Origin of the sequence: uncultured Methanobrevibacter sp. (assembly GCF_946184425.1) — an archaeon.
GTDB lineage: Archaea > Methanobacteriota > Methanobacteria > Methanobacteriales > Methanobacteriaceae > Methanocatella.
The window spans coordinates 51,735-67,990 of the sequence record NZ_CAMHFP010000001.1; the positions used below are offsets into that span (position 1 = coordinate 51,735).

General features: G+C 34.9%; 1 protein-coding gene. It reads left to right on the forward strand.

Annotated features, from left to right (window positions below; translation table 11 throughout):
* Window positions 1-404 precede the first annotated feature (404 nt).
* Window positions 405-16,160, forward strand: coding sequence for an Ig-like domain repeat protein (locus tag Q0P94_RS00210; RefSeq protein WP_295112191.1), 15,756 nt, complete (start codon window positions 405-407; stop codon window positions 16,158-16,160).
* The last annotated feature ends 96 nt before the right edge of the window (window positions 16,161-16,256 follow it).

Below are 16,256 nucleotides of genomic sequence, written 5' to 3' on the forward strand. Positions count from 1 at the left end.
TATTTTTTATATTCGATATTTTAACTGTTTAAATTATCGTATCTCTTTTTGATTTAATTCAACCTATTTTCGTATTTTATTATATGTATTTATACAATTTCTGCATTGTTTATTTTTTTGTTCAGTTATATTTCATATAATACTGTTATTGTAGTACTTTTTTTACTAATTCTAATGAATTGGTTTCATATTTTCTATTGTAGAATGAATATTTTTTATTTTTTTAATTAGTATGCTTTCGTTTAATTGTTTTAGGATTATTTTTGATTGAACATTATTTTAATAATTCTTTTAATAATATGAAATATATTTAATTTTTTATAAATATATTGTAAAAAGAAAACATATATACTCCTTTTAATTAATAATATATATAGTAAAAGGTTTAATGAATGAGGTAAATTATGAATAAAAAAACAATACTTATTTCTTTTTGCTTGTTTTTTGTATTCTTTTCAGTATTATCCTCTTCTTCGGCTTCTGATATCGCAGGAAATGCGACTTTAGTTGGTGTTGATGATAATCAAAATGATTTGAAAGCGATCAACACGCAGCAGGAGCTTCTCAAGGTTTCTTCAGGAACTTTCAGTCAGTTGAATGATATTGTAACAAATGATTCCATACCTTCGGGTGGGGTAATTAGCTTGAATTCAAGCTATAAATACTCTGATACCGATTCTGGAATAAATGGTATTTCTATAGGCAAAAGCATAACAATCAACGGTAACGGATACACATTGGACGCTTCCAGCAGGTCATCAATATTCAATATATTGGGCAATTCCCATGTAATATTGAAAAATCTCACATTTGTCAACGGATATGGTGATGATGGTGGTGCCATTAATGTAGGGGCAGGTTCAAGCATTGAGCTTATTGACTGTATATTCTTAAATAACACTGCAACAAACAATGGTGGGGCAGTATTTATTAACAGCGATAGTCTAACATCAGATTCATTAATCAAGTCTTCCACATTTAAGGATAATACTGCAGCAAACGGCGGTTCAATATATGTCATGAGTTCAACATTGAATATTTCAGCATCTGAATTTACAGACAATATTGCAAAATCCTGTGGGGGATCATTATTTGTTGATGGCATTCTTCACATTATCCAAACTGCCTTTGAAGGCAACCGTGCTTATAGTGGTGGAGCGATTTATTTAAACGATACTTCTAAGACTAATTCTACAATAGAAAATTCCAAATTCAATAATTGTAACGCTACTGTTGATGGTGGTGCAGTTTACATAAGTGCAGATAACGTTCATGCAAAAAATTTGATATTCGAAAATAATGTTGCAGGTGATGACGGTGGTGCAATATACTGGGAAGGTAACACTGGTGTTATCTACAATGTCACCTGTAGAAACAATAAAGGTATAAGTATTGATAAACCTGACGGTACTACTTCAAGTACTCGCGGTGGTAGTATCTGTCTTACCGGTTCTAATGTAATCCTTTCAGATTCCAAGTTCACTTCAAGTTCAGCATATATGGATGACAATAAGAATTACTCTAAGGTTGATGGTGGTGCTCTATTCATCACAGGTAATGATGTAGTTGTTAGTGGTACTACATTTGATGCATGTAATGCTACCAATAATGGTGGTGCAGTATATGTCATTGGTAATAATACATCAATAATCAACTGTGATTTTAAAGACTGTATCGGAAGGGATGCAGGTGCTTTATACATTAGTGGAATTAATTGTAACTTGTCCAATTCTACCTTCACTGATAATGTAGCTTATGATGACGGAGGTGCAATATATTGGGAAGGTGATTATGGATATATGTATAACCTTACATGTGTGAATAATAAGGGTGTAAGTGGCTATGATCCTCTTGAAGGTGAATACTCCAACTCCAAAGGTGGAACTATCTGCCTTACAGGTTCTAATGTTACTTTGGACATCTCATCTTTCACCCAAAGTTCTGCAAAGGCTGATGGTGGTGCATTGTTCATTACCGGTAGTGATGTTAAAGTAATGCATTCTGACTTTGATGACTGTATTTCTACCGATAATCATGGTGGTGCAATATATATTATTGGTAATCGCACTTCCGTTTCAAGCTGTACATTTGATAATTGCCATGTCAACAATCAGGATGTCGATAATCATCGTGGTGGAGCAATTTTTGTAGAAGGAAATAGTGCACATATTTCAGATTCATCATTTACCCATACTCATGCGCTCATTGGTGGAGCCATTTCCATTGAAGGTGATGACACTATCGTAGATAATTCCATATTCAGTAATAATAATGCTATTGGACCTTTAGGCGGTTCCGGTGGAACTATTAATGTACAAGGTGCAGGTACTACTGTTTCAAATTCTAAATTCTTACAGGGGACTGCTGTTAATTATGGTGGTGCCCTATCTATATGGGGGCCAAACACAACTATTGTCAACAGCACATTTGACCAGTCAAAAACTACCTTATATAATGGTGGTGCGGTATTCGTAAATGGTGAAAATACGACTATTTCAAATTCAAATTTCACTAAATGTACTTCTTTAGGAGACCAATACGCCCGTGGTGGTGCAATTGATGTTCAGGGTGAAAATGCCAATATTAAAGATTGTAATTTTGATGATTGTGACTCACACTTCGGTGGGGTTATTCATGTAAGTGGTACAGATGCTTTCATAGGTAATTCCAATTTTAAAGGAAGCGATGCTTATAGTGGTGGAGCGATTTTTGTGGAAGGTAATAATACTGTAATATCAAAGTCCAATTTCACAGATAGCGTTGCCACTAACTATGGTGGAACAATTTATGTATCTGGAGCCAATGCCAATATTTCTGAATGTAATTTCAATAAAACCGTTGTTAAAAATTACAATGGTGGGGCTATATATATTGAGGGTGAAAACACTAACATAGAAAAATCCAACTTCACTTCCGCTGAAGCTTTAAACAAAAATAACCATGGTTGGGGTGGTGCAATATATATTCAGGGAGTAAATGCAGTTATTGACGAATCTAACTTTAATGACTGTAAGGCTTTTGAAGGTGGAGGAGCTATTTATTCATATGGTAATGGTGCAAGAATTGAGGATTCCACATTCAACTCAAGCACTGCTAAATATGGTGGTGCTATTTATTTAACCTCCTGGGGTGCATTGGTAACTCGCTCCAACATAAGTAATTGTGTAGCTGACCAAAACGGTGGTGGAATTTATGTTGCTGAGGGTAGTATTCAGATAAGTGAAAGTAATTTTGACGAATGTACAGTTAAAGGTACAGGTGCATCCAATGGCGGTGGAGCCATTTATATTAATGGTCTCGATACCCATATTTCCGCATCTAACTTCACCCATAACACTGTTCCAAGTGCCGCCCGGGGTGGATCAATTTTCATCAAAGGTGAAAGGACAATCATTGAAGGTTCTGAATTTGTAAGGGGCAGCGCCAATAATGGTGGAGAGATTTATATAGAAGGTGCAAATGCTATTGTTGACACTTCTACATTTATCAACGGTTCATCAAGAGTGTCAGGCGGTTCCATTTATATTAAAGGTGATGAAGCAACAGTAAGGAGTTCCAGTTTTGATAATATTTCCTCTGTAAATAATGGTGGAGCAATATTTGTAGATGGTAAGCAAACTGATATACTGTCCTCTTCATTTTATAACTGTACTGTTGGCAGCAGATTTAATGGTGGTGCAATCTATATTGATGATATCGGAACCACTGTTGCATATTCCAATTTCACCCAATCACGAGCCAATGAAGGTGGGGCAATATATATTCGTGGTGTAAATACTACAATCACCTACTGTAATTTAGACCACAATGTTGCTAATAGTGCGGGTGCAATTAAGGTTTTCGGTGATGATACAATACTATCAAATTGTAATTTCACATATAACCATGTAACATCATCCACAGGTGGTGCTTTGGACATAGGTGGTGCAAACGTATCCGTATACTACTCCTGGTTTGATCACAACGAGGCAATAACCGAAGGTGGTGCAATCAACTGGCTTGGTGGACATGGAGATGATTCAATTATAGGGTCAACATTTACTAACAATGTGGCTAATGGTGCTTCTAGAGGTGGGGGTGCTATTTACTGGACACAAGGTATTCCTATTGCGTCTGGAGGTTTAATTAAAGATTGTATATTCATTAACAACACTGCTGCAGCAAAACATGGTGGGGCTATTGACTGGTATCAGGCATTGGATAGTTTAATCGAGAACTGTCTGTTCATCAATAATACTGCTAATTCTGACGGTGGAGCTCTCTATACTGGTGACCAAGGGGGTAATAGTGTAAACCTAACCATAATATACTGCCAATTCTACAATAACACTGCAGGTAAATATGGTGGTGCTATTGCAAATCAAATGGCCAATTCATATATATTTAATAATACATTTGACGGAAATAAGGCTAGATCTGGTGGAGGAACCATATTGATGAAGGAAGGTCCTGCCAATAACTGTGTAATCGACCATTGTTATATTTTCAATTCTCATGTGGAAGACTTCGATGCTGGCTACGGTGAAGGTGGTGGAGCAATTCTTCTTGGTGTAAAGGGTGATTCAAATATTACCATTTCAAATTGTGCAATTTTGAATTCCACAATAGTCAAAGGACCTGGTGGTGCAATTGCAATACTCGGAAAAGACTGTTCCTTAATTAACGTTTCAATTCAGGATGTATCAACACAAAATGATGATGGTGGTGCAATATACTGGAAAGGTACAAACGGTAAACTTGATAACGTTACCATATTCAATGCCTCATCAAATTCCATTAACGGTTTAAAATCCTCTAACGGTGGTGCTATCCATATATCTGGTTGGTATGCTACCTTAAATGACATTAAGATTTTCCAATCTTCTGCAAACAACGATGAAAATTGTACAAAAACCAATTATGGTGGAGCATTGTATGTTGGTGCAAACGGTGTTGTAGCGACCAATATCGTCATTGACAATTCAACTTCCAGCAATGTTAAAATGAATGGTGCTGGAGGAGCAATCTATTGGGATTCAATGAACGGTCAATTAACCAATGCAAGCATTTCAAACACATTTGCATCAGGTAATGGTGGTGCAATCTATTGGAAAGGCGGTTCACCGATAATCAATAATGTCTCAATTACCTATTCAAAAACAGAAGTGACAGGTTCACCAAACAGTGCTGATGGTGGTGCAATATATTCAACTGCCATTGGTGAGTTAAATAATGTATATATAAACGGCGCAAGCGTTCATAAAGATAATGGTGATGTTCGCGGTGGTGCAATCTATCTTAGAGATGGCAGAACATTGAATAATGTTACTGTTGTGGGATCACGTGCTTCAAGCGATAATGGAACTTCCTACGGGGGAGCTATTTTCTTTGAAAAAGACAGAGGTTCCACCAATGTTTGGCTTTATAATTCCACATTTGATGAAAACAATGCTGATTTAGGTGGGGGAATATACTTCAATAAAGTATGTGGAAGAATATATGGTACTTCATTTAATGGTAACGTAGCTAATAGGGACGGTGGAGCTTTATACACTATTGGTGAGGATGGCTATATATATGATTCCTCTTTCGCTCATAACAGCGCTAAAAATGGTGGTGCAATATTTGCTCAAAATGTTCATCTTCAAATCCTTAATTCAATTATGGAATTCAACACTGCTGAGCAGAAAGGTGGTGCAATATATTATAACTATGTCAATAAAGCGGGATCAAGTATTATAAAGGACACTGATATTGTAAACAACACTGCATTCCAGGGTTCTGCAATATATGCAACAAAATTAAACAAATTCACTTTGGAAAATGATGTTCTTCTTGACAATCAGGCAAATTCCAATAAATTTATAGAAAAGGCTGTAGGTGTTGATGCAGACGGCAAAAATTACACCAGTGCCGTATTTATAGGATTCGATAATTTATTAAATGCAATCTGGCAGGAAAATACTGCTACTGCCCTTACATGTACTAATGTAACATATTGGGGAGAAGATGGAAAATCTGTAATGAACGGTGTTCCGCATCAAAGCGACAGGGAAGTAAATATTAACGTAACTATTGAAATGTACAACGAAAGAGGCGAGCAACTGACTACAGTGCCTCTGACAACCGATAAAAACGGTAAGGTCAAATATATTTTCGATGCTGAAGACGGAAAAACCTACTATTTCGCTTATGTTCACAAAAGCGACAGGTATTACACCTATCTTAGGGATACCTTGTCCAACAGCAGCCTGGTCATCATATATGTATACACTCCAATATATTACTCTCAAAACCAGACAGTTTTTATTGAATTGACAGACGGCGCATGGGGTAACTTAAATGGAACAGTCACTGTAACCTTCAACGATACAGCACACACTACATTTACAGTTGATGTGCTGAACGGTACAGGATATAAATATAATATCACTGATTTGCCTATTGGAAAATATAATGCAACTGCTTCATATGCCGGAGACATTAACCATACTGGCGATACTGACTGGGTTTTATTTGAAGTGCTTCCATATAATGACTTGGAAATTACTAAAACCGTTGATGTAACAGCGGATTATGTAAATGTTACAGATGTAATAACATACTCAATAACCGTAAGAAATCACGGTCCAAGTAAGGCTTATGGCGTAAACGTAACAGAAAGGTTAAGTCCATATCTTAAAATGCAGAAAGCTAAAGCAACAATCGGTGAATATAATTTAACTGGTGGATACTGGTATATCGGCGAGCTTGATGCAAATGACTTTGAAACATTGACTATCACCGCTGAAGTAATCCATATGGGTCCTATAACCAATACTGTATGGGTAACCGGTTTAGGAAAAGACATCAATGAAACCAATAATATTGATTCAGCACACAACTTCACAGCCCTTTCAATAGTTGATTTAAGTATAACTAAGGCAGTTAATGTTACAAAAGACATTATAAATGTGCTTGATGTAATCCAATTTGATATTGTAGTTTACAATGACGGCCCTTGCAATGCAACAGGTGTAATTGTAGAGGAATTAATTGATGCTCATTTGGAAGTTCTTTCAAATACTACAACTCATGGTAAATATGAGGCTGGTACCTGGAATATAGGTGATTTGGAAAACGGTTCCAGTGCAACTTTAACCATTGTTGCTAAAGTAATCTATTCAGGGGTTATTTCCAATAAGGTTCACGTTTCAGGATTTGAAAATGAAACAGACTACACAAACAATGATGCTGAAATCAAAAACATGACTGCAATTGCTAATGTTGATTTAAAAATCACCAAAGATGTTAATGTTTCAGGTGTAGTGGCTGTAACTGATAAAATCAAGTTTACAATCACAGTTACAAATAACGGTCCGTGCAATGCAACCGGTGTTTATGTGGGTGAAACTTTAAGTCCTCATCTTAAAATGATTTCTAATAAGACAACTGCTGGTGAATATAAAGACGGTACTTGGGTCATTGGTAATTTAAACAACGGTGAAGTCCATAACTTGACAATCATTGCTGAGGTAATTTCAGCCGGAACTATCTCTAATGCCGTTGCAATCATCGGTAATGATAACGACACTAACAGATCCAATAACAATGACAGTATTGAAAACCTCACAGCTATTGACATTGTTGATTTAGAAATCAATAAAACAGTTGATGTTACAACAGGATTTGTTAATGTAACCGATAAAATTGTATTTACTATTGATTTGAGGAATAAAGGTCCGTGTGATGCTACCAATGTGAATGTGACTGAACTTTTAAGTCCGCATCTTAATATGATTCATTATTATACATGGGGAAGCAGTTATGATGAGAAAACGGGCATTTGGTACATTGGCAATTTATCTAAAAACGATTACCGTCAATTGGTCATTGTAGCTCAGGTGGTTTCAGCTGGAACTATTTCCAATGTGGTTGTTGTAACAAGTAATGAAAATGATACTAACACATCCAACAATAAGGATGAAATCGATAATATTACTGCATTACCTATTGTTGACTTGCAGATTACTAAGAAATCCAATTTCACAGGCAGTGTAATTAATGTTACTGATTACATTAAATATACCATTACAGTATTCAATGCAGGTCCATGTAATGCAACTAATGTTGAAGTTAGCGAACGTTTACCTAATCAACTTAAATTAATCAATGTGACTGGAAATGGTTATTATGATGTAAACAAAGGTATTTGGTATATTGGCAATTTAAACAATCAGTCTACTGCTGTTTTAAATATTACAGCTCAAGTAGTGCGTGATGGAGTATTTTCAAATGTTGTTGTTGTAAACAGCACAGAGAATGATACTAATCCATATAATAACAGAGATCAAACTGACGGTATTACTGCAGTATATGTTGTTGACTTGCAAATTACAAAAGAAGTAAACACTGATAAAACTGAGATTGACATTACTGAATCCATTGTATTTACTATTAAGGTTTATAATGCAGGTCCTTGTAATGCTACTGGAGTGTATGTTGCTGAACCTTTAAGCAATATTCTTATATCTCAGGGTGATATTAAAACTCCTGGAACTACATATGATGGTTATACTTGGTATATTGGTAATTTAACTAGTGGATCAGAAGCTATTTTAATGATTATTGCAAAACCTGCATACACAGGTATTATTGAAAATGCTGTTAATGTAACTGGCAATGAAATAGATACTAATCTTTCTAATAATAAGGATAATATTACTCCTATTCGTGTTGATGCTCATATAGATGTAGGTATAAACAAAACAGTCAATGTTACAACTGGTGTTGTTAATGTTGGTGATTTGGTAGAGTTTACCATTACAGCTTATAATAATGGTCCTTCTAATGCTAGTGGTGTTTATGCACTTGAAGATTTAGACCCTCATCTTGAGTTGTATTCTTATGTTGCAACTAATGGTACTACTTATGTGGGTAATACTTGGAATATTGGTAATTTAAATGCAGATGCTACTGCTACATTAAACATTACTGCTCGTGTTATCAAAGCAGGTAATTTCTCAAATTATGTTAAAATAGTTGGTTATGGTAATGATAATAATTTATCAAACAATAACTATACAATTCCGAATATCACTGCAATTTCTGTCGTTGATTTGGAAATTGCTAAAGAAGTTAATGTAACAACCAATATTGTTGAATTCGGAGATATTATTAAATTTACAATTACTGTTAGGAATAATGGTCCTTGTGATGCTCATAATGTAAATGTAACTGAGGTTTTAAGCCCTCATCTTAAATTAACCAAAAACGAAACAGAAAACGGTTATTATAGTCTAACTGATGGTATCTGGTATATTGGTGTTTTAAACAACCAATCCACAGCTGTTTTAAATATTACTGCTCAAGTAATTTCAGTTGGAACCATTTCCAATTTCGTTAACGTAACAAGCAGAGAAAATGACACTAACAAGTCAAATAACAATGATACAATTCCAGATATTACTGCAATACCAATTGTTGACTTGCAGATTACCAAAGGAGTAAATATCACTTCCGATGTAATCTATGTGCTTGATGAAATCAAATACACTATTACAGTATATAATGCAGGTCCTTGCAATGCTACTAACGTCAATGTCAGTGAGATTTTAAGTTCTCATCTTAAATTGATTAAAAATGAAACTAATGCAGGTTATTATAACGTAACTGAAGGTATTTGGTATATTGGCGATTTAACTAACAAATCCACAGCTGTTTTAAATATAACTGCTAAAGTGGTAAGTGATGGAATCATTTCCAATGTTGTTATTGTTAATTCAACTGAAAAAGATACTAATTTATCTAATAATAAGGATGAAATCTCCAATATTACAGCAGTACTTCTGTTTGACCTGCAAATTAACAAGACTGTAAACGTTTCTACTGTTGATGTGGGTGTAAATGAGACAATCATGTTTAATATTACTGTCTACAATGCCGGTCCTTGCAATGCTACTGACGTATATGTTTATGAGACTTTAAGCGATAAACTTGCTTTGAATAGGTCTGTTGCTAGTATGGGTAAATGGGACGGCAATATATGGTACATTGGTGATTTAGAAAACGGATCCAGTGCTACTTTGACAATTGTTGCAAGAATTGCCTACTCCGGTATTATTGAGAATGTTGTTAATGTAACTGGTAATGGAACTGATACCAACCTTACAAACAATAAGGACAATATCACTCCTCTTAATGCAACCACTCATGTAGATTTGGCTATTAACAAGACTGTTAATGTTACTATTGGTTTTGTTAATGTAACTGACCTTGTTAAATTCACTATTATTGCTCGAAATATTGGTAACTTTAATGCCACTGGTGTATATGTTCTTGAAGAGTTGGATTCTCATCTTGAAGATTATACTTATAATGCAACTTCTGGTACATATGACGGTCATAAATGGGATATCGGCTATTTAAATGCTGGAGCTACTGCTACATTGAACATTACTGCTCGTGTTATTAAAGCAGGCAATTTCACAAATTATGTTGTAATTAAAGGAAATGATATTGATAATAATGAATCCAACAACAATGATACTATTCCAAACATTACTGCATTGCCTATCGTTGATTTGGAAATTGCCAAAGAAGTTAACGTTACAAATAATACCGTTTTCTACGGCGATACAATAAGGTTTACCATTACAGTCAGAAACAACGGTCCTTGTGATGCTACTGGTGTAAATGTAACTGAAGTTTTAAGTCCTCATATTAACTTAATCAAAAATGAGACAACTGTCGGTAAATATGATGGTTCTGTTTGGGATATTGGTAATTTGGCTAAAGGACAAGTAGCTTATTTAACTATCCTGGCTAATGTGACTTCTGTTGGAAACATTACAAACGTTGTTAATGTAACCAGTACAGAAAACGATACCAACAAGTCCAATAACAATGCAAGCATTCCAAATATTACTGCAAAACCTATTGTGGATTTAAGAATCAATAAAACAGTCAACGTTTCCAGTACTGATCTTGATGTAACTGATGTGATCAAATTCACTGTTACTGTAGTCAATGACGGTCCTTGCAATGCGACTAATGTATATGTAAAAGAAGTTTTAGATTCTGCTTTAAGATTGGTTATATGGAATGCAACTAAATATGATAGTTTTGGATATGATAATTATACTTGGGTTATCGGCAATATGGCTGTTGGAGAAAATGCTACTTTAACAATCGTTGCTAAAATTGTCTATTCCGGTGTAATCGAAAATGAGGTATATGTAACCAGTAATGATACTGATATTAATAAGACCAATAATTATGACAATATCACTCCTATTACTGCCACTACAAGAGTGGATTTAGGCATAAACAAGACTTCTAACGTTACATGCATTGTAAATGTAAGCGATTTAGTTAAATTCACTATTACTGTATATAATAATGGTCCTTGTAATGCCAGCGGTGTTTATGTGCTTGAAGCTTTAGATTCTCATCTTGTTGAATATTCTCATGTTGCAACCTCTGGAACTACATATGATGGTTATACATGGTATATTGGATATTTAAACTCTGGTGCTACTGCTACATTGAACATTACTGCTCGTGTTGTTGAAGCAGGTAATTTCTCAAATTATGTTGAAGTATTTGGTTATGATGAAGATACCAACACATCCAATAACAATAAAACTCTTCCAAACATTACTGCACTGCCAATTGTTGATTTGGATATTGCCAAAGAGGTTAATGTAGCTAATGTCACTTATGTGGGAGATTCAATCGTATTTACGATTACAGTTAGAAACAACGGTCCTTGTGATGCTACTGATGTAAATGTAACTGAAGTATTAAGCTCTCATCTTAAAATGGTTGAATATAGTACATGGGACAGTTATTATGATGTAACTGAAGGTGTATGGCATATAGGTACATTAAACAAATATGACTGGCGTCAATTGATTATTGTGACCGAAGTAGTATCAGTAGGAAACATTTCCAATGTTGTTAGTGTAAACAGTACAGAAAACGATACTAACAAGTCCAATAACAATGCAAGCATTCCTGAAATTGAAGTATTGCCTGCCGTTGACTTGCAAATCATGAAAGATGTAAACGTAACTTCTGGTTACGTTGAAGTATATGATTTCATTGAATATACAATCACAGTCTACAATAATGGTCCATCCAATGCTACCAATGTGAAAGTAAGTGAAGTTTTAAGCTCTTATCTTAAATGCATTAGAAACTATACAGAATTTGGCCATTATAATGTAACTGAGGGTATTTGGTATATTGGAAACTTAACAGTTGGTTCCAGCGCAAACTTAACTATTGTTGCTCTTGTAATGAGAAACGGAACTGTCATTCCAAATGTAGTAACTGTAAACAGTACAGAAAAAGACACTAATCCATATAACAACAGGGATGAAGTCATTATTGCTGCATTGCCTGTTACCGATTTAAGAATCACTAAAGAGGTTAATGTCACAGGTGAAATCGGAGTGACTGATTTTATCAAATTTGTGGTCACAGTTTACAATGACGGTCCTTGTGATGCTACTGGTATATATGTAACTGAATCATTAAGCGATAAGCTTAAATTGGTTAATAATATCACTAGCGTTGGTGAATGGGATGGATACACTTGGAATATTCCTAAACTGGCAAACGGCACCAATGCAACTTTAACAATTATTGCACAAGTGGTTTATCCTGGAAACATTTCCAATGATGTCGTTGTTCACGGATATCAAAATGAAACAAACGATACCAATAACAACGCTAGCATTGACAATATTACTGCAATCAACAATGCTGATTTGGAAATCAGTAAGATGGTCAACGTTTCATCTGCTGTTGTGGGTGATTTGATTAGGTTTACTGTTGTTGTTAGGAATAATGGTCCTTGTGATGCTACTGGTGTGTATGTGGGTGAGGTTTTAGATTCACATCTTAAATTGGTTTCTAATTCGACTGATGTTGGTAGTTATGATGGTTCTAGTTGGGTTATTGGTAATTTGACTAATCAGTCTAGTGCTGTTTTGGTAATTAAGGCTCTTGTTGTCTCTGAAGGTAATATTTCTAATGTTGTTGTGGTTAAAGGTATTGAAAATGATACCAATACTTCAAATAATGTGGCTAATATTACTAATATTACTGCTTTAAACATTGTTGATTTGGAAATTACTAAGGTTGTCAACGTTTCATCTGTAGTCAATGTGTCTGATCTAATCGAATTCACAATTAAGGTTACAAATAATGGTCCATGCGATGCAACTGGCGTATTTGTAAGTGAAGTTTTAAATTCCAATCTTAGATTGGTATCCAATAAGCCTTCTGTTGGTAGTTATGATGGTGCTACTTGGAATATTGGTAATTTGACTAATCAGTCCAGTGCAACATTGATTATTGTTGCTGAAGTAATTTCAGCAGGTAATATTACTAATACTGTTAATGTAACCAGTTATGAGAATGACACTAACAAGTCAAATAATGAGGCTAACATTACTAATATTACATCCCTGCCTGTTGTTGATTTGAGAATAAATAAGACTGTAAATGTTTTAAATGCTAATGTGAATGATTATATTGAGTATACAATTAATGTTGTTAATGCTGGTCCGTCTAAGGCTACTGGTGTTAATGTAACTGAACATTTAAGTCCTTTACTTAAATTTGTTGATTCCAGAACTTGGATTGGAAATTATGACAATTTAACTAATGTCTGGAATATTCCTGAATTGGAGGTCAATGTTCCTGTAAGTTTGGTTTTAACAGTTCAGGTGATTGCTAATGGAACCATTGAAAACGTTGTAAGCATAACTGCTAATGAAAACGATACAAACAAATCCAACAATAATTACACTTCCGAAAACGTTACTGCTCTTCCAATCGTTGACATAATGGTTAATAAAACCGTTAATATGACATTAGTCAATGTAAGTGATCTTGTTGAGTTTACTATTATAGTTAAAAATAACGGTCCTTCAAATGCTAGTGATGTGGGCATTGTAGATAAATTGGATTCCAAATTGAAATTTGTTTCATTTGATTCCTCACGTCCGGGTATTATCTATAATGATTCAACAGGAAAAGCAATAATCGGCAATTTAAATGCTGGTGAAACAGTAGTGTTAAATATTGTTGCTCGTGTTCTTGCAATGGGTGAAATTCCAAACACAGTCAATGCAACAAGTAGAGAAAACGACACTAATGTATCTAACAATCATGGTGACTCTGAAAACATTACTGCTTTAGCTGTTGTTGATTTGGGTATTAATAAGACTGTTAATGTGACTGTGGTTAATGTTACTGATCTAGTAGAATACACAATAACTGTTAGGAATAACGGTCCTTCCAATGCTACCGGTGTTAATGTATTTGATAAATTGGATTTAAAATTGGAATTTGTTTCATTTGCTTCATCACGCCCTGGAATTACCTACGACAGCAATTCAGGTATTGCACTGGTTGGTAATTTGGACGTTAATGAAACAGTCATTTTAACAATAACTGCAAAAGTTATTGAAATGGGCGAAATTTCAAATGCAGTAAATGTTACATCAGCTGAAAACGATACAAACAAGTCCAACAATAACGGAAGCTCAGATAATGTAACTTCCCTGCCGATTGTTGACTTGCAAATCAACAAGACTGTAAGTGTAAATGCAGTTAAGATTGGTGAAGAATTTACCTATTATATTACTGTTGTAAATAATGGACCAAGCACTGCAACAAATGTAAATGTTTTAGAAAACCTATCAGAATATTTAACTTTAATTGAAAATACTGCAAGCAAAGGTAATTATGATCTTAAGAATTCCATTTGGCATATAGGAAATTTAACAAAAGATGAATCTGCAACATTGAAATTGGTAGTAAAAGCAGTTTCAAATGTTACTATCGTGAATGTGGTATATGTTACAGGCAGCGAAAACGACACTAACCTGACCAACAATAACTGCACATCCGATAATGTAACAGTAAACAGACTCGACACTCCAATAAGTATCAATACATATGATATTACTTATGGTGATGATGAGATTCTTGTAGTTACATTGCCTGACGGCGCAACAGGCACTGTAAACATTACTGTTGGCAACTATTCATTCACAGATTTTCCTATTGAAAACGGTAAAGTGATATTGCCTGTAAGTGACCTTGCAGGAGGAAACTACACTGCACGTGTAGACTATGGGGGAGACAATGTATACCTTCCAAATTCAACATCCGGCACATTCAATGTTGCACGCATAGTTCCAATAATTACAATTGAAGTAGAAGACATTTGGGCTGGTGAGATTGAAGTAGTGAATGTTACAGTCAATGCACCGGGAGTAGTATATGTTACTGTCTACAATAGAACTGTAGAGATATCTCTTGATAACGGTGTCGTAACCACTGATATATTGGCCGCATCTAAAAATTCATACAGTGGTAATGCAACCTGGAATATACTTAACTTGCCTGTTGGCGCTTATCCTGCATTTGCCCTATATCCGGGCAATGAAAACTACACAAGCGTAAACATAAGTGACCTGTTCCATGTAAGAGACAAAAACAGTACTGTTGTCGTCACAGCCGATGATATATATGTAGGAGAAGATGCAGTAATCTACATTAAAGTCGGACCTGAAGGCGTAAGCGGAAACGTAACAGTAACTGTCGACGGTAAAAAATACATCCTTCCAATAGATGAAAACGGAAAGGCAACATTAGTTGTTTCTGGTTTAAAAGCAGGCAAAAAACTTGTGACAGTTGAATATAACGGTACAATCTTATACCGTCCAAGTGAAAATTCAACAACATTCAATGTCTTGAAGTTAAAGCCAACAATTGATGTATTCGCACCTGAAATCACTGTTGGTGATGATGGAGTAATTACCGTAATTGTTCCTAAAGATGCAACTGGAACAATAACCATTGAAATTGAAGGCAGAAGATATTCTGCACCGATTGAAAATGGTAAAGCCGTATTTATTGTTCCCGGACTTAAAGTTGGCAAACATCTAATCAAGGTCTATTACTCCGGTGACGGCAAATATCTATCAGCAAACACAACAGGATTAATCAAAGTCAAACCATTAAAAGAGAATAAAACTGACAATAAAACTACTACCTCGACTAAATATTCTCATGGTGGTGTGAGCTTGGATCAATATCCTACTGGTAATCCGATTTGGATGATTGTATGTGTATTGTTGTCAATTTGTACCATTCAATTAAGGAGATTTAAAAAATAGATTTGATATATTGTATAAGAACTCTCCTGTTTCTGCAGACTGGAGAGGTTTATTTATCCAATATATTTTTACATAGAATTTTTACTAAAAATTCTA

What these genes read in the sequence shown, in the direction of transcription:
- Q0P94_RS00210 (WP_295112191.1), top strand. Translation starts at nt 405, where the DNA reads ATGAATAAAAAAACAATACTTATTTCTTTTTGCTTGTTTTTTGTATTC.